We start from the raw sequence: 21,230 nt of genomic DNA on the forward strand, positions 1-21,230 counted from the left end.
CGCTCTCTTGCCCTAGCAGCCTCCTCCGCTGGCCCCTTCGTCTAGCGGTTAGGACGCGGCCCTTTCACGGCTGAAGCACGGGTTCGATTCCCGTAGGGGTCACCATTCCGGCTTTCGATGCTCCGGTGATGTGTGAATGGCACGGTCGCCATGCGATGGCGCTCCGCTGTGCACGATCGGGAACGGTCGTGCCGTATAAGTTTTCTAACATGGATGAATATCCAGCGACTTAAACATCGCCGCGTGGCCGTCGCGCTACCGGCGAAAGACGAAGAGGATCGTCTGCCCGCCTGTCTAGCCGCCTTGGATGTCGCGGCGGGGCGGTTCGGGGGATCGGTCGCGATCGTCGCCGTCGCCAACAACTGCACGGACCGCACCGTCGCCTGCCTCCGCTCGACGCGCCTGCGCCATGCGGTCCTGCACTGGTCGGCGGTGTCGCTGATCGGGGAGCATCGTCATGCCGGCTGGGCCCGGCGGCTGGCGCTCGATACCGCCGCCGATCACCTCATCGACACCACCGACGTCCTGATGTCGACCGACGCGGACACGGAGGTCGCGCCCGACTGGCTGATCCGATCGCTGTGGCACATCCACACGGGCGGCGCGGACGCCGTCGCCGGCCGCGCGCTGACCCGCCGGACCGAACGGGCGGCGCTCGGCTCCGACGCGATGCGTCGCCTCAACATGCTGGGTCGCTATTATACGGCACTGGACTGGTTGCGAGCCGATCGCGAGCCGACGTCGGACGACATTTGGCCACGCCATTATTACGAGGGCGGCGCAAGCATCGCACTGACGCTGGACCTGTACCGCCGCATCGGGGGGGCACCGACTCCGCCGGTAGCTGAGGATCGTGCGCTCTTCGATGCGGTTCGCCGGGCAGGAGGGCGCGTTCGCCACCCCGTCGATGTCCGCGTCTTCACCTCCGGCCGTACCGAGGGTCGCGCACCCGGTGGCATGGCCGATGCCTTTGCGCAGTGGATCGCGCAGGGCGAGGACGAGCCCCTTCACGAAACCTATGCCTTCCCGGCGGCGCTCACCCCGGCGCAGGCCCGGTCGGAAGACCGGCTGAGCTTTCGGACGCTTGGCGGGGCGATCGACCGCGCGGGTGCGATGATCCGCGCGCGCCAGTCAGCACCGACGCCACAGATCGAGCCGATACTGCTCCCGCCGCTCCTCGACCACGACGCTGACATTGGTCGCGAGCGCAATCCGCAGTTCCTCGACCGCGGCATCGCCGGACTTGGGGTAATCGGTGTCCCCGAGCCAGTGGACGAGCAGCAGATGCCCACCTGACGGCATGGCCCCCGTCAGGTATTCGGCCAGACGCTTAAGGTCGTCGCTGTCCCAGTAATACACGACCTCGGACAGCAGGATGAGATCGAACGGACCCGGCGGCGCCTCCTCCGGCAGGCGACGCTGCTCCAACGTGACGTTGGTCAGGCCGGTGCATCGCTCTGTTGCCGCCGCAAGCGCGGTGGGGGAGACATCGACCCCCAGCAGACGATCGCACCGCGGCGCCAGTCGTTGCGTCAGCACGCCGTTCGCGCATCCCACCTCCAGCACCGACCCGAACCGGTCATGCGGCAGACTGGCCAGCGTGTGATCGTATTTCTCCCGCTCATAGGGGCTGGTGGCGAAATGCCACGGATCGCCACCGTCCTTGTACAACGCTTCGAACCATTCGGAATCGATGGACGTCTCACGACGCATGGCGCGCCTCCAGCAACAGCATGTGGGGGGCGTCGACCAGCCGTCGCATGGCCCTGGGCAGCACGAAGCGTTCGGCGGCGCCGGTGATGCGCCCGCCCAATTGCGTGCGGTGGCAGGCGAGTGCACGACGCTGGTGCCCCCGCCAGCGGGCGACCGGCATCGCGGTGATGCGCATGGCCTTCAGGCGAGCGTCGAGGTCGGGAAGTGTCCACGCCCACACCGCGTAGAAGCGTGGCACGATCCGGAGCCGAAGGCCGACCGCCCGCGCCAGCACGGACGCTGCTTCGTGGTCGCAGTGCGGATCGGCCTCCCAGCTTGCGACGATGTTGCGGATGCGGCGCCGACGGCACAGCGCGACCAGCCGGCGTACCGTGGCATCGAACTCTGGCGTATTCGCCGGAAAGGGAGCCGCATCGCGCCACTCCAGTGACATGGGCATGCCGCGCCATCCCAGCATCCGCAACGCGCCAAGAGCCTCGTGCGTGCGCGCGTCGGCCACCCGCCGCGCGCTCCAGCCGGGGGCTTCGACATGACTGCCCGAACCGTCGGTCAGAAACGCGACCGACACATGCCCGCCGGCCCCGGTCAAGGCGGCGATCAATCCGCCCGCACCGAGCGTCTCGTCGTCGGGGTGCGGTGCGATCACCAGCCATCCGCCGCTTCGGACGGCTTCGACAGGCGACATCGGCCGCGCCCGCCGCAACGACTTCGCCCATTCTCTGCGTCCCGGTGTCACCACCAGGGATCGTCGCCCCAGCAATCGGCCTCCATCCATGCCGCCGCGGCGCGGTCGCGCGCCTGATCAGGAACCGGCTGGCGAAGATACAGGCCCAGATCGCGGGTGATCCGGTCGATCCGGCTGCCGGCGAAGAACGACGCCGTCCCCACCGCACGGGCTGCGCCTTCCATGACCTGCAACCCCGCGTCCTCGACGATGCCGCGCGTCATCATCACGCAGGCGATCGCATGCGGTCGTGCGGTTTCCGCCAGGCGCGCCGCCCGCGCGACCCAGAGGTTTGCAGAGCGGGTGGCGGCTACGGCCGCGCCGAACCGGACCCGCTGGATCGGATCGGCGCCCTTGCCCGTCGCCAGCAGATGGGTGCGCCAATGCCGCAGCAGCGCCTCGATCGCGCCAAGCTGGACGGCGGTGAACCGCCAGGCTCCCGCCGAAAAGCGCGGCTCGCGCTCGTAATCGCCCGGACCGCCGATCAGCGCATCGCGGGAGACGATCATACCGTCGAAATCGAACGTTCCGCTCATCGAGCCGCGCATGCCCCGGACCTGCCATGCGGAGTTGTCGACACGGTCGGGTTGTCCGGCGATGTCCGCCAGCACCATCTGCTTGGCGCCATCCGGCAGCGTCGCGGTGATGAGCGCCCGGTCGAGATGGCCGGCACCTGTCGCGAAGCACTTGGCGCCAGACAGTGCGAACCCGTCGCCGTGACCCGCCAGAGTCATGCCCGGCGTCGGTTCGGTGTTCCACACCGCGAACGTGCGATGCGCCGCCAGATCCTCGATCAACGTCACGCGTTGTTGAGCGGACCCATAGGCCTCGACCAGCTGGACGGCGTTGATATGCCCTTCGAACACACGACCCAGACTCAGATCGGCACCGCCGACTTGTCGCAATACCGTCAGCAAGTCCGCGATCGCTGCTTCATCGGGCAGCGCGACGAAAGCGTCCAGTGCTCCCAGCCGGGCGAGGTCCCGGAGACGAGCCGCGGGAAAGTCTTCGGGCCCGTTCGCCCGGTCCCAGTCTGCGGTCACAGCCCGCACCTGATCGACCACGACCGCCCTGTCCGCGCGCCGGTCCGGGAACGAACCAACGTCGGTGGTCGGCGAGACCGCCCGAAGTGCGTCGTTGCTCATGAGCGAAGCCTGTTCCTGCGCGGGGTTATCGAGGATCAAACACGAAAGGGCGCCCGACATCGTCGAGCGCCCTCCAGTTCGAGCCGCGCTTGGGTACGGCCCGATCTGTTCCTGTAAACCCTCGAATTCGGATCACATGCCGTTCGACAGGTTGGTGTCGGGATCGTTGGTCCGCATGTCTTCCGCCTGGTTCTGGCCCGTGTCGCGAACCGCGTCCGCCCGGTTTTCCAGCCGGTCTTCCGCGGCGTCGGTCGTCGCGTTGTCCGCGGCCTCTTCCAGATTGTCGGCAACGGCCTCGCTGTTCGCCTCGATATTATCGGCCGCCTGTTCGGTGGGGGTCGAGTTGCACGCCGCCAGCGAGGCCAGACCCGTCGCGGCTGCCAGAATAAGCATCTTTTTCATAGTTCGACCCCTGTTGAAGCTGCGTATCAGCCGACTGCGAAATGGATCGCGGCACGGATTTGTTCCGGCCGTTCAACGATCTGACAGGACCGCGCCCCCCGCACGCATCGCCTTGCCGGACGCGATTCCGGCCGGATGTTCGCTGTCGCCCGGCATCAGCGTCAGTGGCCACAGCGTCTGGACGACCGGCGGCGCACCGTCGTCCTCGCCGCCCGCTTCCTTGCGGACGAGCTTCGGCAGCAACGCGCGGGCGAGCCCGATCCCCAGTTCGCGCAGATCGAGCGAAAAGCATGTCAGCCGCGGCTGCAACGCGGATGTCGACGGGTTCGCCCGCGCTCCAATGACCGCGATATCCGCCCCCGGCACCAGCCCCAGCTGGCGCAGGCCGGCATAGACGCCGACCGGAGCGGTCTCCCCCATCACCAGCACGGCGGACGGCGGATCGTCCAGGCTCATCAACGCCGCAATCGCCTGTTCCCCGGCGATTTCGTCACCGGCGCCCTGCCGGATCAGTTGCTCGTCCACGGCCAGCCCGGCGGCGCGCAGCGTCTCGCCATATTTGGCGATCACGACGTAACTGTTGTTCACCGTCGCCGGTGGCGCGACGAGGCCGATCCGCCGGTGCCCCCCAGTCAGGAAACGGGTCAGCCCGTTTTCGACGAGGCCCTCGAAGTCCAGGTCGATCCACGGCTGATCTCCGCCCGATGCACTCCGCCCCAGCGTTGCGAACGGAATATCCTTGTCGAGGAGGAACGGGATGCGCGGATCGTTGCGCTGCGTGGCCGACAGCAGCCAGCCGTCCGCGATGCCGCGCGACACGTTGCGACGCAGGAAATCGAGCTGATCCTCCCCCTCGCGCGCCAGCAGCACGATCAGGTCGATATCCGCTTCCGCAAGGCCGGCCTGGATCCCTTCGAACAGCGCCATGAAGAACGGATCGCCATGCGCCGCGCTGTCATGCTCCAGCGTCAGCATGAAACCCACCGAGCCCGTCCGCCCCCGCCGCAGCGATCGGCCGGACTGGTTCGGCGTGTAACCGTGCACCGCCGCCGCCGCGACCACCCGCTCTCGGGTTGCGGGATTGACGTCCTTCTTGCCGTTCAGCGCCCGCGAAACCGTTCCGATCGACAGGTCCAGATGACGGGCGAGCGCGCGGATATCCATCCCGCTTCGTCGCGACATCGGGCGTCCGGCGCAAGTACGTGTTGACAGCAGGATCGATCGGAACGATTGTCCGTAAACGTTTACGGAAGGCTGCGACAGACAGCGCCGGGATTGAGGATCGGACTGGAATGGACACGCTGACGCTGGAACCGGACGCCGTTTGCTGGTCGTACGACGGCGAATGGTTGCGGATCGAGGCGCATGGCCGGGACGGACTGCGGCTGCGCGCATCGATCTATCCCCAGCATGACCAACCGGCCGGTGCGCTGCTCCCCTCCGACGATTCGGCTGCCGTCGTCGCGCGCGACGGCAACATCGCGCGCATCACCAATGGCCGCATTGTCGCGGAGGTGGATCTGCAAGGCCGCGTCCGCTTCCTGAGCGGCGATGGACGCGTATTGCTGGAGGAGAAGTGGCGCCAGCGCGACACCGTCACGAAATACTGGACGATCGGCGAGCCGGAAACGCGCAAGATCAGCGCCCTCGCCCTCTCCGGTCGCGAGTTCAAGCCCCTGCACGGCGGCACGTCGAGGATCACGGTCCGGTTCGAGGCGAAGACGGGCGAGCGTCTGTTCGGGATGGGGCAATATCAGCAGCCCAATCTGGACCTCGCCGGCTGCTCGCTCGAACTCGCGCAACGCAATTCGCAGGCCAGCGTACCCTTCGTCGTCTCCAGCGACGGCTATGGACTGTTGTGGAACTCGCCGGCGGTGGGCGAAGCATGCTTCGCCGCGAACGGCATGCGCTGGACGTCCGATGCGGCCCGCACAGTCGATTATTGGATCACGGCGGGCGACACGCCGGCAGAGATCCTGCACAACTATGCGGCGGTGACCGGCACGGTCCCGATGATGCCGGACTATGCGACCGGGCTCTGGCAGTGCAAGCTCCGGTACCGGACGCAGGACGAACTGCTCGACGTCGCACGCGACTACCACCTACGCGGCATTCCGCTGGCGGTGATCGTCGCCGATTTCTTCCACTGGCCGATACAGGGCGATTGGCGGTTCGATCCGCGCGAATGGCCGGACCCCGCCGCGATGACTGCCGAACTTGCGGCGATGGGTACCGCGCTGATGGTATCCGTCTGGCCGACGGTCGATCCGCGTTCCGAGAACTACGCCGAAATGGCCGAGCGCGGCTATCTGGTGAACACCAAGCGCGGCATCGACATCCACCAGGATTTCCTGGGCAACACGCGCTTCATCGACACCACGCATCCCGGCGCCCGTGCATTCGTGTGGGATGTCGCGAAGCGCAATTACCGCGACAACGGCGTCAAGCTGTTCTGGCTGGACGAGGCGGAACCCGAATTCAGCGCCTACGACTTCGACACCTACCGCTACCATGCCGGCGACGTGCAGGAGGTCGGCAACGCCTATCCGCTGCACTACGCGCAGGCGTTCCACGACGGGCTGAAGACGGACGGCGAGACGGAGATCGTCAGCCTCGTCCGTTGCGCCTGGGCGGGCAGCCAGCGTTACGGCGCGCTGGTCTGGTCCGGCGACATCCAGAGTTCGTTCGACTCGATGCGCAACCAACTCAGCGCCGGTCTCAACATGGGGCTGGCGGGTATCCCGTGGTGGACGACCGATATCGGCGGCTTTCACGGCGGCCATGTCGACGACCCCGCGTTCCACGAACTGCTCGTCCGGTGGTTTCAGTGGGCGGTCTTCTCGCCGATCCTGCGCATGCACGGCCACCGCGATCCGATCACGCCCCCGGAAGTACCGTTCCGCGACGGCATCGCCCAGTGCGACACGGGCGCTGGCAACGAGTTGTGGAGCTTTGGCGACGACGTGTACGCGATCCTGCGCCGCTATGCCGCGCTGCGCGAGCGACTCCGACCCTATATCGGCGATCTGATGCGGGCCGCACACGAACGCGGCGACCCGCTGATGCGGACGATGTTCTACCAATATCCGGCCGATCCGCGCTGCTGGACGATCAACGACCAATATATGTTCGGACCCGACATCCTCGTCGCGCCGATCCTGGCCGCGGGAGCGACCGCGCGCTCTGTCTATCTGCCGGACGGCGACTGGATCGATCCCTGGACGGGTGACCGGCTGAAGGGCGGCGACACGATCGAACGCGACGCGGCGCTGGACCGGATACCGGTCTTCGTCCGCGCCGACGCGGCGGTGATCGACGCCTTCGCCGACACGAACGACGAGTGAATCAACACGGTACGGCGCGCGCGACAGCACCGATCGATCGGGAGGGCAAGATGGGCGGAATGGCGGTGATGGAAAACGGCGGAAGGGTCGGCGACGGCACGCCCGGCCGCAGGGCGGTCAGTGGGCTGCCGGTGCCCTTCTTCGAAAAGGTCTGTTACGGCCTCGGCGACGCCGGCGGCACGATCATCACCGGCCTGATCGCGAACTTCCTGACCTTCTACTACACCGACGTGTTCGGGCTGGCGCCTGCGGTCGTCGGCATCATCTTCGTCTCGCTGCGCATCTTCGACGCCATCTCCGATCCGCTGATCGGGATCATGGCCGATCGCACCCAGACGCGCTGGGGCAAATTCCGCCCCTATCTGCTCTGGACCGCGCTGCCTGTCGGCATCAGCTGCTTCCTGACCTTCCAGTCGCCCGACCTCGGCTATGACGGCAAGGTCGCCTATGCGGCCGCGACCTATTTCCTGCTCGCCCTGTCCTACTCGCTCAACAACGTTCCCTATTGCGCGCTCATCACCCGCATGACCGACAGCGCGGAGGACGGCGTATCCTGTCAATCGGTGCGGTTCGCGCTGGTGGCCGTGGCGTCGTTCACGGTATCGGTCGGGCTGCCGATCATGGTCCGGTATCTGGGCGGCGCGGACATCGCGCGCGGCTACCGTGACGGCGTCGCCATCCTCAGCGCCATCGCGGTCGTGCTGTTCCTGATCTGCTTTCTGTTCGTGCGCGAACGCGTCACCGACACCGCCGCGTCCGAAGAGGCGTCGCTGCGGGTCGCCGTCGCCAACACGCTCGGGAACACGCAGCTTCGGCTGACCTTCGTCATGACGCTGCTGCTGATCGGCATCTTCAATACGAAGGGCGGCGCGGCGCTGTACTTCATCACCTACGTCCTGAACGGCGATGCTACCTATCAGGCATTGTTCTTCGGCACGGCGACGATCGGCGGCTTCATCGGATCGATCGTCGTCCAGCTATTCACGCGGCGGTTCGCGATCCGCGACGTGTATGTCTGGGTCAACCTGATCCTGGTCGCCGGCCATTTCGCGGCGTTCTTCGTACCCGGCGATATGCCGAACCTGTGGCTGGTGCTGGTCGCCCTCTGCTGCATCGTGCTGGGCTGCACGCTGCCGCTGCATTTCACGTTGATCCAGCTCGCCGACCAATATGGCGAATGGAAGACGGGGATGCGCTCGTCGGGGATGAGCTTCGCGTTCAACCAGTTCTTCGTGAAGCTCGCCTGGGCGCTGGCCGGCGTGCTCATCAGCACGGTGCTGGTCGCGGTGTCCTACCGGGCGGGAGCGGGCAACCAGACGCCGCTGTCGCTGACCGGCATCACCCTGTTGTCGACCATCGTACCCGGCATCCTCCACCTGCTGCTGGCGCTGACCGCCAGCCGACTGGTCCTGAACCGCGCGACGATCGCCGCGATGACGGCGGGACGCCCGACATGATCGCGCGTGCCATCCTCCTGCTCCACCGAAAGCGCATCGCCATGATCCAGACACCGGCTTCCGTTCGCAAGCGCGCCGCGTCGATCGCCGCCCTGCTGGGCGCGGCCAGCCTCTGCGCCGCGGCATCGCCGGCGCAGAACACCGTGCCGCCGGCCGCGATCCGCGCAGAGGCGGGTCGGCTGACGGTAGACCTGTCCAGCGACACCGGCCCGTATCACGGTGGCGCGTCGGGCACGCTCTACGGCCTGTATGATGCACGCCTGCCCTTCCCCAACCTCGTCGAGGGGATCGGGCTGCGGACCGTGTCGACCAAGGCACAGGACGGCCCGCAGCATCCCGGCGCCGATGCCCTCGAAGTGGCGCGGCTGCTGACCGACGCGTCGGGTGGCGACACCTACATCTACATGACCGACATCACGCGGCACTTCCCCTACCGGTGGAAAACCGGCGACTGCGCCGCGTCGGTGACCAGCTACATCGAGAAACTGCGCGCGCAGGTCGAGCAGGTGAAGACGCTAGCGCCCCGATACCGCGCCCGCATCGTCTTCGTGCCCTACAACGAGCCCGAGGGGAACATGTTCGGCGACGGGCCGGAAAGCTGCGACGGCACCGGCTGGCAGAAGAACCCCAGGGTTTTCTTCGATGCATGGGATCGCGCCGTCCGGATGATCCGCACCGCGATGCCGGATGCGCGCATCGCCGGACCGAACACCAGCCGCCTGTTCGACGAGAATCTCGGTTTCCTGCGCCATGCGGTCGCCGCCGACACGCTGCCCGATGTCATGACGTGGCACGAACTCAGCGATCCCGCCACGGTTCGCGCCAGCGTCGGCCGCTATCGCCAGTGGGAGGATCAGGTCTTCGCCGGCACCCGACACCGCGGCAAGCACCTCCCGATCAACATCAACGAATACGCGTACAACTACCACACGTCCGTGCCCGGCCAGATGATCCAGTGGATCGCCGCAATCGAGGATGCGAAGGTCGATGCCGACATCGCCTATTGGAACATCGACGGCAATCTCAGCGACTCCGCCGTCCAGGCCAATCGCGGCAACGGTCAGTGGTGGCTGCTGAACGCCTATGCGGGGATGACCGGCCACACGCTGGCCGTGACGCCGCCACGACCGGGCCAAAGCTACACCTTGCAGGGTGTCGCGACGCTCGATCCGGCGAAGAAGCAGGCGCGCGTCATCCTCGGCGGCGGCAACGGCGCGAACACGCTGACGCTCGCCAACATCCCCGCGGCGACGTTCGGCCGCAACGTCCGCGTCGCGGTGCGGGAGATCGGCTGGAGCGGACAGCTCGGCGATGCGCCGCCGCCGCGCGTGGTGGCGGACCTGACGATGCCGGTCGCCGCCGGCTCGCTGGATATCGCGTTTGGCCGCGGTGCGCTGCCACTTCTGCGCGAGGAGTCCGCGTACGAGGTGATCGTGTCGCCCGCCGGTGGCGGCGCGGCGGCCCGCGATCCGGTCCTGTGGCGGCAGGATTACGAGGCGGAGAAGGCGGCGCGGCACGGCACCGGCCTGACCATCAAGGGACCGGAGGGGTCGCCCAAGGCGGTCGATCGCTTCTACACGTCCGGTGGCTATTCGGTGGCGGGGTTCGCGACCGATCGCGATGTCCGCCTCGATGTCGCGGTCGATGTTCCGCGCGACGGCCTCTACGACCTGCGCGTCATCGCCAACAGCTTCAACAAGGACGCCGCCGTCGCCGCCCACGGGGCGACCAACGCCTTCCTGCGCATCGACGGCGCCACCGCGGGCGAGCGCGAATTGCTGCTGCCGCTCGGCTACAAACCCTCGGTCTGGGATCATGCCGACACGACGGTGTCGCTGACCCGCGGGCGACACGTCGTAACGCTCGCCACGCGGAGCCACGACGGCCAACGCCGCACGGTCGGCAACGCAGCGATCGACCGCGTCACGCTGTCGCTGCCCGATCCCGCGGCAACGGATACGGTGTACGAGGCGGAATACGCCTCGCTCGCAGGCACGACGCCGACCTATGGCAGCTTCGCCACGTCCGGGCCGGGCGCGGTGGCCCTCCCTCGCGGCGCAACGGCCACCTTCTGGGTCTACGCCCCCTCGGACGGACTGACACCGGTGGGTATCGACACGGTCGGACGCGGAGGTACCAGCGTCACCGTCAACGGCACGCCGCTCGCGGCCGGATCGACGGCGTTCCTGCTGGGCGGCATCAACAAGCTGGTGGTCAGCGGCACGACGCCGACGACGCTGCTCGACCGGATCCGTATCGGCAAGCCGGTGATGACGGGGGCTCGCGTCTACGAAGCGGAAGCGGCGACGATCGCCGGCTCCGCCGCGATCGCCCCGGCATCGCGCGCCATCGGCGGCCACGCCGTCGTCGGTATCGGTGGCGAGCCGGGGAACGGCAACACGCTGACCTTCGCCGACGTCGTCGTCGACCGGTCGGGGCGGTACGCGCTGACCATCCGCTACGCGAACGACGAACAGTCGCAGGCGACACACTACAACCCGGACCCGCTCGCCCGCCGCGCATTGATCGCGGTGAACGGCGGCGCGGCGATGCCGGTGACGTTCCCCAACAGCTTCCACCGCAACAACTGGTGGGAACTGACCGTCCCGGTGACGCTGCGCGCCGGTCGCAACAGCGTACGCTTCTCGGGCGAGGAACAGCCGAACTTCGACGGCCGCAGCTACGCGTCGCAGGCGTGGCCCGGCGTGCTGCTGCGATCCCGCTTCGCGCCCGACATCGATCGCATCGCGGTCACGCCGCTCGCCGCCACGCAGCCGGCCCGCCGCCGACCGTAGACACCGCAACGACAACGATAATCGCAATTGGGAGAAGGACGATGATGGGGTATCTTTCGCGCTTGCTGCTGACCACGTCCGGGCTGGTGCTGGCGACGACCGCCGGCAGCACCGCGGCCTTGGCGCAGGTCGCGGATCAGGCGCCGGTAGATCGGGGCTCGACCGGTCGCAGCGTGGCGGGGGGTGCGACCGACCCTGCGACACCGGCGACGACCGACCCGGCCGGCGTCAACCCGCAGGCCGATCCGTCGCCGGCGATCGCCGACACGTCGGGCGAAGACATCGTCGTCACCGGCATCCGCGCCAGCCTGCAAAGCGCGCAGACCATCAAGCGCGACTCCGTCGCGATCGTCGATGCGCTGGTCGCCGAGGACATTGGGAAGTTCCCGGACAACAACGCATCCGAAGCGCTCGCCCGCGTCACCGGCGTGCAGGTGGGCCGCTACCGCGACGAAGCCAACGGTGTGCTGATCCGCGGCCTCCCCAATGTGCAGACCACCCTCCAGAACCGCGACATCTTCACGGCGGACGGACGCGCGGTCGCGTTGCAGGATTTCCCCGCGCAGGCGCTGTCGAAGGTCGAGGTTTTCAAGGCCACGACTGCCACGAACATCGAGGGCGGCATCGCCGGCCTCGTCAATATCGGTCTGCGCCGGCCGTTCGACTTCAAGGGGTTCGAGCTCGCAGGCGCGATCCGCGGCATGTACAACGACGAATCGCGCAAGTACGACCCGATCGGCAGCGTCCTTGTCTCCAACCGCTGGGACACCGGTATCGGCGAGATCGGCGCGCTGCTGAACTTCAGCTACACCCAGTCGCAATATCTGAACTCGATCCGCTATCAGGGCTTTCAGGACTATCTGCTGCCCGATCAACAGGTGCTGCCCGCGTCGGTCGGTCGCCAGTTCACCTATCCGCAGGACATCGGCCTGTTCTACGCGCGCGGTATCCGCAAGCGGCCGTCGCTCAACGGATCGTTGCAATGGCGACCGAACGACAATCTGGAAGTCTATGTCGACGGCCTCTGGCAGGCCTACCGGAACAAGCGCGGCGACGATTTCTTCGGAATCCCGCTCCAGGCCGGATCGCCGACGCTTCGCGATCTCGTCCTGACCGCGGACGGCAAGACCCCTGCCAGCTTCAACGCCCAACTCGGCATCGTCAACGGCCCCTCGAAGCAGGTGGGGGTCGAAAAGACGGACACCTATCAGGGTGCGGTCGGCGCGAAATACACCGCGGGCAACGCCGTGTTCACGACCGACCTCGCCTACACCAAGTCCATCGTCGACAACGTCTATTATTCGTTCGACACGCAGCTGATCCGGCCGATCGCGGTCGACGTCGGCCTGAACGTCGAGGGCAGCGTCGACTTCACGCCCACCGGTCTCGATTTCAACGATCCCGCCAGCTACAATTTCCGCGGCTTCTACGACCAGCGCAACCGCGCCACCGGCGAGCAGATCCAGTGGCAGGGCAACATGGTCCTCGACACCGGATCGGAGCTGTTTCCGGAATTCCAGATTGGCCTGCGCTACGCCAATCGCGACGCCAGCGCACGGTCGGGGGATCGCTACGCCGCCTTCCCGCAGCTCGGCATCCCGATCGCGCAGGTGCCCGGCGTCGACGAAGGCGGCATCATCCGCGCCGGCTTCCGGGGATCGGATACGCAGCAATTCCGCCGCTATTACAGCATCTCCGCGGACGGCGTGCTGAACAACATCACTGGCATCCGCGATTTCGTCCGCGCCGGTCTGGTGCGATCGGGAGCTGACGCCGGCACGATCGCGACCTGGGCACCGGGCGTACCCGACTACAACGCCGTCAACGCCTTCTCGGCCAACGAAGTTACCTATGCGGGCTACACGCAGCTCAAATTCGCCGGCGAGGCGCTGGGCATCAAGGTGGACGGCGTGATCGGCACCCGCATCGTCATCACCGACAATACGCTCGACGGCACGTCGGCACAGAACATCACGATCAACGGCGTGCCCAGTACCGTGTTCGTGCCCGTGCAGGCGAACAACCGCTACGTCGACGTGCTGCCCAACATCAATCTGACGTTCCACCTGACCGACAAGCTGCAATTCCGCGCGACCCGGACGGAGGCGTTGAGCCGGCCCGGCTTCAACCAGATCAACCCCGCGCTGACGATCCAGCAGGGCACGATCGGCGGCATCATCTCCTACACCGGATCGGGCGGCAATCCGAACCTGCAGCCGATCCGTTCCGACAATTACGACGCCTCGCTGGAATATTACTTCTCCCGCACCGGGTCGGTGTCGGTCGCCGGCTTCTATCGCAAGATCAACGGGTTCATCAGCAGCTTCGGCACGCAGGAGATCAATCCCACCTTCGGCCCGATCCTCGTCTATCGCCCGCAGAACGCAGGCTCCGGGCAGATCAAGGGGATCGAGGCGGCATTCACCACCTTCTTCGACTTCCTGCCCGGCTTCCTCAGCGGCTTCGGCATTCAGGCCAACGGCACCTATATCGACGGTTCTCAGAGCCTGCCGCCGGTGCCCGGCCTGACCCGCACGACGGGCTCGCTGCCAGGCGTGTCGAAGTGGAGCTACAACGTCATCGGCCTGTACGAAGCGGGTCCGGCATCGGTGCGCCTCGCCTATAATCATCGCAGCGCCAACGTGGATTCCTACACCGCGCCCGGAGTCTTCGCGACCGCCTACTCCGCCCCGGTCGGTCGCCTCGATCTGTCAGCCAGCTACGACTTCACGCCCAACGCGACGATCACCGTCGACGCGACCAACCTGCTGAAGCAACCGTATAAAAGCTATGTCGAGGCGCCCGCCTATCCCCGCGATGTCCGCTACGAGGGTCGAATCTTCTCGATCGGCGCACGCCTGCGGTACTGACCTGCGGACCGCTTCCGGTTCGGCCGGATCATCCCCCAATCTGCCGAGGGGGCGATCCGGCCGATCCACGCGATCGACCGACCGCCTCAGCGGCGCACGAAGTCGAGCAGGTCGGGATTGATGACGTCGGCGTTGACGGTCAGCATGCCGTGGCTGAACCCGGGATAGATTTTCAGCGTGGCGTTCTGCAACAATTCGGCCTGCTTGATGGACGCGTTCCGATACGGCACGACCTGATCGTCATCGCCCTGCAAGACCAGCGTCGGCACGGTGATCGCTTTCAGGTCCTCGGTCTGGTCGGTCTCGGCAAAGGCCGCGATGCCGAGATGATGCGCCAGCGCGCTACCCATCATCCCCTGACGCCACCAATTGTCGACCACGGCCACCACCACCTCCGCGCCGTCGCGATTGAACCCGTAGAATGGACCTTCGGCAAACTCGCGGAACAGCTTGGCACGATTGGTCGCCAGTCCCGCCCGAATGCCGTCGAACACCTCCATCGGCAGGCCGTCGGGATTGCCTGCGGTCCTGACCATCAGCGGCGGCACCGCGCTGACCAGCACCGCCTTGGCGACGCGGCCCTGCGGCTGACCGTACCGGGCGACGTAGCGAGCGACTTCGCCCCCACCCGTCGAGTGGCCGATGTGCACCGCATTTCGCAGATCGAGATGCTCCGCCACCGCACTGGCATCCGCGGCATAATGATCCATGTCATGGCCCGTCCCGATCTGGCTGGAACGACCGTGGCCACGCCGGTCGTGCGCCACCACGCGGTAGCCCTGATCGAGGAAGAACAGCATCTGCGTGTCCCAATCGTCCGACGATAAGGGCCAGCCGTGATGGAAAACGATGGGCTGCGCGTCCCTGGGACCCCAATCCTTATAGAAAATCTCCGCACCGTCCGCAGTGGTCACATAGGTCATGGCAGGGTCCTTTCCGGTGGTGGTGATCGTCTTGGGCAGCACCTTAATCGCGGTCTCCCGCATCAAACATCCCGATAAGATGGCGCTGATCGTTCGAGAAAATCGAACGGTGCACGCGGTCTGTTGATCTGGATCAACGCGATAGGCGCTCACATTCCTGCGGATAGGCGCACTCGTTCGTACCCGACCGGTCCGCTGGGCCGTTAGCTCTCCCGAACCCGAGGAGTTTCCATGCACGATCATAGCGCCCTGAATGCCGGCAACGGCGGCGAAACCCATCAGATCGCCGATGCCGATCATCCAGTGCTGACCACCAATCACGGCACCCCGATCAGCGACAACCAGAACCAGTTGAAGGCCGGCGCACGCGGTCCGGTCCTGCTGGAGGACGAGGTCTACCGCGAGAAGATCAACCACTTCGACCACGAGCGTATTCCGGAGCGGATCGTCCACGCCCGTGGATCGGCGGCGCATGGCTATTTCGAGTGCACCGAAAGCCTCGCCGACATCACCGTCGCCGACCTGTTCCAGAAGAAGGGCCAGCGAACCGAGGTGTTCACCCGCTTCTCCACGGTCGCGGGCGGTGCGGGATCGGTCGACACGCCGCGCGACGTGCGCGGTTTTGCGGTGAAGTTCTATACGCGACAGGGCAATTGGGACCTTGTCGGCAACAACATCCCGGTGTTCTTCATTCAGGACGCGATCAAGTTCCCAGACCTGATCCACGCCGCCAAGATGGAGGCCGATCGCGGTTATCCGCAGGCGGCGACCGCGCACGATACGTTCTGGGACTTCATCAGCCTGATGCCCGAATCCACCCACATGGTGATGTGGGCGATGTCGGACCGCACGCTGCCGCGCACCTTCGCCAATATGGAGGGGTTCGGCGTCCACACCTTCCGCTTCATCAACAAGGAGGGGAAGAGCACCTTCGTCAAGTTCCACTGGAAGCCGAAGGCGGGCCTCGCCTCGACGATCTGGGACGAGACGATGAAGATCGCCGGTGCCGATCCCGATTTCCAGCGCCGCAACCTGTTCGAGAGCATCGACCGCGGCGACTTCCCGACCTGGGAACTCGGCGTGCAGTTGTTCGACGAGGAATTCGCCAACAGCCAGCCCTATGACGTGCTCGACGCGACCAAGATCATCCCGGAGGAAGTGCTGCCGGTGAAGATCGTCGGGCGGATGGTGCTCGACCGCTATCCCGACAATTTCTTCGCGGAAACCGAGCAGGCGGCGTTCGTGCCGAGCCATGTCGTGCCGGGCATCGGCTTCTCCAACGATCCGCTGCTGCAGGGTCGGCTGTTCAGCTATACCGACACGCAGCTGTCGCGGCTGGGCTCGGTCAATTTCCACCAGCTGCCGATCAACTCGGCCAAGGGTCGTACGGCGGCGGCGGGCTGCCCGTTCATGAACCAGCAGCGCGACGGTCACATGCAGATGGCGGTGCCCAAGGGCCGCGCCAATTACGAGCCGAACAGCCTTGCCAGGGCCGGCGAGGAAGCCGGCGCGCGCGAGGACCCGGAGGGCGGCTACAAGACCTTCCCGTCCGAGGAGCAGGGCCAGAAGCTGCGCATCCGGCCGGAGAGTTTCGCCGACCATTACAGCCAGGCGCGGCTGTTCTTCCGCTCGATGGACCCGGCCGAACAGGCGCATATCGCGTCGGCTCTGGTCTTCGAACTGTCGAAGGTATCGCTGGAGCATATCCGCATCGCGGTGATGGCGAATTTGCGCAACGTGGACGAGTCTCTGGCGCAGCGCGTCGCCGATGGCCTCGCGATGGACCTGCCCGAAGCATCGCCGACCGCCGCGCCGGTCATCGACATGGACCCGTCGCCGGCGTTGCGGATCATCCGCGGACCGCTGGAGAAGCACACGCTGGAAGGCCGCACCGTCGGCATCCTGTTCGCGGACGGCACCGATGCGGCGGCGCTCGCGGCCCTGACGTCGGGTATCGCGGCGGCGGGCGGGGTGGCGAAGCTGATTGCGCCCAAGGTCGGCAAGGTGCCGCTGTCGGACGGGTCGTTCGTCGCGGCGGATGCGCAGTTGTTCGGCCAGCCTTCGGTGACGGTGGACGCCTGCGCCGTGATCCTGTCCGAGGCCGCCTGCGCCAAGCTGGTGAAGGAGGGCGCGGCCGTCCAGTGGGTCATGGACGCCTTCGGCCACCTCAAGGCGATCGGTGCGAACGACGCCGCGAAGCCGCTGCTCGACAAGGCTGGTGTCGAGGCGGACGAGGGCGTCACTGACCTGTCCGGTTTCGTCGAAGCGGCGAAGAAGCGCTACTGGGATCGCGAGCCGAACGTCCGTACGCTGGCCTGACGCATACGCCGTGGTCCCGTCGTGCATCGCGGTGCACGACGGGACCACCGCCATCCGGCGCCGGACGCGCCGGGCTCAGTCCTGTGCCCAGTCGCCGTGACCATGCCCGCTTGTCAGGCGCGCGCCGCTGCCGTTGGCGTCCGCCGCGCCCTCCCACCAATAGGGTTTGCGCGTGTACGTTCCGGTCGCAACCTCGCTCAACGTCGCCGCGTCGTAGAGCCGTCCGCCCAGCATCACCTTGTCGACCTTGTCGCTGTTGCGGATGTCGATCGTCGGATCGGCGTTCAGGACCACCAGATCCGCCAGCTTGCCGACCTCCAGCGAACCCACATCCCTGGCATAGCCCAGCGATGTCGCGGGCATGATCGTGCCCGCTCGCAGCGCCTCGATCGGCGACCAGCCGCCGCGCACGAAGCTCCACATCTCCCAATGCGCGCCCAGTCCCGCTTGCTGGCCATGCGCGCCGATCGACACCTGCACGCCCTTGTCGGCGAGCTTCTTGGCTTCGCGCGCGCTGGCCGCGTCGACATAATCCTCGTCCGGCGCGATTTCGCGACGCGCGTTCTGCGCCGCGAGTGCCGCCGGCGGCGCGTGCCGGGTCAGCAGCGGATGCCGCCAGACATCGGTGTGCGCGCGCCAATAGGGGTCGCCCGCCGGCCCACCATAGGTCACCACCAGCGTCGGTGTGTAGTTGGTCTTGGTCTGCGACCAGAGCTGCACCACGTCATTATAGAAATTCTCCAGCGGCACGTTGTGCTCGACGGTCGAATTGCCGTCCTGCACCAGGCTCATGTCCATGGTGAACAGGGAGCCGCCCTCCGGCACGACCTCCAGTCCCTCCGCCTGCGCCGCCGCGACGACCATCTGCCGCTGTTCGCGACGCGGCTGGTTGTAGTTCTTGACCGAGTGGGCACCCTGCGCCTTCAGGCGGCGCACGATCGCCAGAGCATCGTCATAGGTCGCGATGTCCGCATAAACCTCCGCGGCCTTCGCGCCATAGATGACCTCGCCGGTGGAAAAGGTGCGCGGCTGGAGGCGCAGGCCCGCACGCTGCATCTCGGCTGCCGGGAAGATCTCCGCCGATCGCGACGACGGATCGTGGACCGTCGTGGTCCCGAAGGCGAGGTTCGCCATCGCGTTCCAGTTCTGCTCCGGGATCAGCTCGTCCTCGCCCTGCGGTCCATGCGCGTGGGCATCGACCAGCCCGGGGATGATCGTCTTGCCGGCGACATCGACGATCGTCGCGCCGGTCGGCACGGTGACGGTACCGCGCGGGCCGATCGCGACGATCCGGTCGCCCCGGATCAGGATCGTCGCATCGTTCAGGATGCCCCCATCGGTGCTCGCCATCGTCACGACGCGCGCGCCGACCAGCGCAACCGTACCCGTCGGCTTGGCCGCCGGCACGTCCATCGACAGCGACACGCCCGACTTCGGCGCGGCGAATTTCGGCGCATCCTCTCCCTGAGGTCCGGCGGCGAACAGCGCCGCGGTGTCGGCCGAATACAGCGTCGGCCCAACGCTCCAGTGGATGCGCTTGCCGTCGGCGGACCAGTTGATGAAGCCCGCACCGTCGCCGCTGACCCGGACGACCGGCAGCGGGCCGGATTTCTGGTCGATCTCGACGGCCTGCTTGCCCGGCAGCAGCGGCACGACGAACGCCTCGTAATTCTGTCGGAACGCGACATAGTCGCCAAGCGGGCTGACCTGGAAGTCGTTGACCAGTTCGCCCGTCGCGTGGACGCGCTCGGCCTGGCCGTTCAGGTCGGTACTGACCAGCTGACGCTTACCCTTGTCCGACTTCAGCAAGAACACCCGCTGCGCGTCGCTGCCGAACTGCGGCTCGGCCGCGTCCTTGGCGATCCGGACCGGCATGCCGCCGGACGCCGCGATACGGTACGCACCAACGCCCGAGGCGCCGCGGGCCGCGGTCAGCCCATCGCTCTCGCCCTGTTCGAACACGATCGTCTTGCCGTCGGGGGAAAAGCGCGGACGGCGATAATGGCCGCCGGCGGTGGTCACGGCCCGCGCCGCACCACCGGCGGCACCGACCACCCTGACCTGCCCCAGGCCCGCATCGGTCCATCCGACGAACACCACCTGCCGACCGTCGCGCGACCAGCTTGGCCACAGCTCCATCTCGTCCGATCCACGCGTCAGGCGTCGCGGCGCGCCACCCGACACCGGCTTCACCCATAGCTTGCCCAGGGTTTCGAACACCACCTGCCTGCCGTCCGGCGACACGCTGGCCCAACGCGGCATCTTCGTCACCACCCGCTCGGGGGCGACCTCGACGACCGGGTGCGTGGCGTCGATCACGACGCGCGTGTCGGCGACCCGGAACGGGATCACCGCCCCGCCGCCTCCGTCCGCGTTGACCCGCCGCAGCTTGCCGCCGGCCCAGAACACGATCGCGCGATCGTCGGGCGTCCACGCCATGTTCGGGTAGACGCCGGTGACCGCCCAGGTTTCCTGCACGTCGCGATCGAGCATGTCGTACACGACCCGCTCGACCCCGGTCGTGATGTCCTTGACCCACAGCTTCGTCTGGTTGTTTTCGCGCCGCACGAACGCGATCCGCTTGCCGTCATGCGCGGGCGTCGGGCGCACCGATCCGCCAACGCCGGACACGGCCGTCTCGACTTCGCCCGTGTCCAGATCATAGCGTTCGATGTCGAACAGGTCGGTGCGCGAGTTCTGCGCGTATTCAAAGATCGGCCCCGGCGTGACGTTGCGCGTGTAATAGATGCTCTTGCCGTCCGGCGCGTAGATCGGTTCGCCCAACTCCTTCTGAAGCTGCTCGCTCGCGCGCTTGACGAGCTGGACGCCGCCACCACCGGACGCGTGATAGAGCCACACCTCGCCCGTGCCGAGCGAACGCCCCGTCGTGAAGTGCTTCTTCGCCGCGATGAAGCGTCCGTCCGGGCTCCAGCTCGGCTGGTTCAGCAGGCGGAAGTCCTCCTTGGTCACCTGACGCTTGTCGGTGCCGTCGACGTTCATGACCCAGATATTGTCGCCGCCACCGCGATCGGACGTGAAGGCGATCCGCCGGCCATCGGGGGAAAACCGCGGCTGATGCTCGAACGCCAGCCCGTCCGCGATCCGGATCGGCGTCCCGCCGGACATCGGCATCGTGTAGATATCGCCGAGCAGGTCGAAGGCGATCGAGCGCCCGTCCGGCGCAACGTCGACGTTCATCCAGCTCCCTTCGTCCACCTCGACCCGCACCTCCCGCGTGTTCAGGCCGCGGGGCGCGTTGACGATCCAGGCGGGCGGCTTCTCCGCTTTCGCCGCAACCGCGACGGTCGCAGCGGCGGGGGCAGCGGGAGGCGTCGATGTCGCCTGCGTCGGCGCGATCGATCCCGACGGCTCGGGCGATGGCGCGGTCGCCTTGTCCTCGGGCGCTTGCGTCTTCTCGATCGGCTTGGACGCGGGCGGCGGCGCGGTCTGCGCCGAAGCGGCTCCCGCCATGAGGCAAAGTGCGATGGCGGTCGATGCGCGGTACGTCACGGTGATGTCATTCCCCTTGCTTTCACAA

At 66.9% G+C, this 21,230-nt stretch carries 12 protein-coding genes, 1 tRNA gene and 1 pseudogene; 7 read left to right on the top strand and 7 right to left on the bottom strand.

From position 1 onward, the window contains the following. The first annotated feature begins 30 nt into the window (after positions 1–30). Both ILT43_RS13805 and ILT43_RS19905 read left to right on the top strand, forming a co-directional pair. Positions 31–105 (top strand) — tRNA-Glu (locus tag ILT43_RS13805). Positions 106–213: 108 nt separating this feature from the next. Then, positions 214–636, top strand: a pseudogene (locus ILT43_RS19905) (glycosyltransferase family 2 protein); the annotation flags it as partial. Between the two features lie 495 nt (positions 637–1,131). Here the strand turns inward: ILT43_RS19905 and ILT43_RS13810 are convergent. The 5 genes from ILT43_RS13810 to ILT43_RS13830 form a co-directional block, all read right to left on the bottom strand. After that, positions 1,132–1,713, bottom strand: coding sequence for a class I SAM-dependent DNA methyltransferase (locus ILT43_RS13810; RefSeq protein WP_204199562.1), 582 nt, complete (start codon positions 1,711–1,713; stop codon positions 1,132–1,134). After that, positions 1,703–2,398, bottom strand: coding sequence for a PIG-L deacetylase family protein (locus ILT43_RS13815; RefSeq protein ID WP_204199563.1), 696 nt, complete (start codon positions 2,396–2,398; stop codon positions 1,703–1,705). Before ILT43_RS13815 ends, ILT43_RS13810 begins: the two co-directional genes overlap by 11 nt. 47 nt (positions 2,399–2,445) lie before the next feature. Continuing rightward, positions 2,446–3,582: an acyl-CoA dehydrogenase family protein gene (locus ILT43_RS13820; RefSeq protein WP_204199564.1), complete on the bottom strand. Its 1,137-nt coding sequence runs from the start codon at positions 3,580–3,582 to the stop codon at positions 2,446–2,448. 132 nt (positions 3,583–3,714) lie between these two features. Further along, positions 3,715–3,984, bottom strand: a complete 270-nt coding sequence (locus tag ILT43_RS13825; protein ID WP_204199565.1) for a hypothetical protein — start codon at positions 3,982–3,984, stop codon at positions 3,715–3,717. 72 nt (positions 3,985–4,056) lie between these two features. Beyond that, positions 4,057–5,148: a substrate-binding domain-containing protein gene (locus ILT43_RS13830; protein ID WP_204199566.1), complete on the bottom strand. Its 1,092-nt coding sequence runs from the start codon at positions 5,146–5,148 to the stop codon at positions 4,057–4,059. Positions 5,149–5,276: 128 nt separating this feature from the next. On the opposite strand from ILT43_RS13830, the gene ILT43_RS13835 reads away from it, so the two are divergent. The 4 genes from ILT43_RS13835 to ILT43_RS13850 are packed head-to-tail and all read left to right on the top strand — an operon-like array spanning position 5,277 to position 14,450. Beyond that, the gene (locus ILT43_RS13835) at positions 5,277–7,328 is read left to right on the top strand and encodes a glycoside hydrolase family 31 protein (RefSeq protein WP_204199567.1); all 2,052 of its coding nucleotides are present in this window, start codon (positions 5,277–5,279) and stop codon (positions 7,326–7,328) included. Beyond that, positions 7,325–8,785: a glycoside-pentoside-hexuronide (GPH):cation symporter gene (locus ILT43_RS13840; protein WP_204199568.1), complete on the top strand. Its 1,461-nt coding sequence runs from the start codon at positions 7,325–7,327 to the stop codon at positions 8,783–8,785. The genes ILT43_RS13835 and ILT43_RS13840 overlap by 4 nt, the downstream gene beginning before the upstream one ends. Further along, positions 8,782–11,580 carry a carbohydrate-binding protein gene (locus ILT43_RS13845; protein WP_204199569.1) on the top strand — a complete coding sequence of 933 codons (2,799 nt, stop codon included), beginning with the start codon at positions 8,782–8,784 and terminating at the stop codon, positions 11,578–11,580. The genes ILT43_RS13840 and ILT43_RS13845 overlap by 4 nt, the downstream gene beginning before the upstream one ends. Before the next feature lie 41 nt (positions 11,581–11,621). Next, on the top strand, positions 11,622–14,450 hold the full coding sequence (locus ILT43_RS13850) for a TonB-dependent receptor (RefSeq protein WP_204199570.1): 2,829 nt from the start codon (positions 11,622–11,624) through the stop codon (positions 14,448–14,450). Positions 14,451–14,536: 86 nt separating this feature from the next. Here the strand turns inward: ILT43_RS13850 and ILT43_RS13855 are convergent, their stop codons facing one another. Then, complete coding sequence (locus ILT43_RS13855; protein ID WP_204199881.1) at positions 14,537–15,373, bottom strand: alpha/beta fold hydrolase; 837 nt, start codon at positions 15,371–15,373, stop codon at positions 14,537–14,539. Between the two features lie 231 nt (positions 15,374–15,604). On the opposite strand from ILT43_RS13855, the gene ILT43_RS13860 reads away from it, so the two are divergent. Continuing rightward, positions 15,605–17,692, top strand: coding sequence for a catalase (locus tag ILT43_RS13860; protein ID WP_204199571.1), 2,088 nt, complete (start codon positions 15,605–15,607; stop codon positions 17,690–17,692). Positions 17,693–17,767: 75 nt separating this feature from the next. On the opposite strand, the gene ILT43_RS13865 is transcribed toward ILT43_RS13860, so the two are convergent. Next, positions 17,768–21,163 carry an amidohydrolase family protein gene (locus ILT43_RS13865; RefSeq protein WP_204199572.1) on the bottom strand — a complete coding sequence of 1,132 codons (3,396 nt, stop codon included), beginning with the start codon at positions 21,161–21,163 and terminating at the stop codon, positions 17,768–17,770. Positions 21,164–21,230: the final 67 nt, after the last annotated feature.

The sequence above is a fragment of the Sphingomonas longa genome (assembly GCF_016892685.1).
GTDB lineage: Bacteria > Pseudomonadota > Alphaproteobacteria > Sphingomonadales > Sphingomonadaceae > Sphingomonas > Sphingomonas longa.

Coding starts and splice junctions, on each gene's coding strand:
- ILT43_RS13810 (WP_204199562.1), bottom strand. CDS start 1,713: ATGCGTCGTGAGACGTCCATCGATTCCGAATGGTTCGAAGCGTTGTAC.
- ILT43_RS13815 (WP_204199563.1), bottom strand. CDS start 2,398: ATGTCGCCTGTCGAAGCCGTCCGAAGCGGCGGATGGCTGGTGATCGCA.
- ILT43_RS13820 (WP_204199564.1), bottom strand. CDS start 3,582: ATGAGCAACGACGCACTTCGGGCGGTCTCGCCGACCACCGACGTTGGT.
- ILT43_RS13825 (WP_204199565.1), bottom strand. CDS start 3,984: ATGAAAAAGATGCTTATTCTGGCAGCCGCGACGGGTCTGGCCTCGCTG.
- ILT43_RS13830 (WP_204199566.1), bottom strand. CDS start 5,148: ATGGATATCCGCGCGCTCGCCCGTCATCTGGACCTGTCGATCGGAACG.
- ILT43_RS13835 (WP_204199567.1), top strand. CDS start 5,277: ATGGACACGCTGACGCTGGAACCGGACGCCGTTTGCTGGTCGTACGAC.
- ILT43_RS13845 (WP_204199569.1), top strand. CDS start 8,782: ATGATCGCGCGTGCCATCCTCCTGCTCCACCGAAAGCGCATCGCCATG.
- ILT43_RS13850 (WP_204199570.1), top strand. CDS start 11,622: ATGATGGGGTATCTTTCGCGCTTGCTGCTGACCACGTCCGGGCTGGTG.
- ILT43_RS13855 (WP_204199881.1), bottom strand. CDS start 15,373: ATGACCTATGTGACCACTGCGGACGGTGCGGAGATTTTCTATAAGGAT.
- ILT43_RS13860 (WP_204199571.1), top strand. CDS start 15,605: ATGCACGATCATAGCGCCCTGAATGCCGGCAACGGCGGCGAAACCCAT.
- ILT43_RS13865 (WP_204199572.1), bottom strand. CDS start 21,163: ATGGCGGGAGCCGCTTCGGCGCAGACCGCGCCGCCGCCCGCGTCCAAG.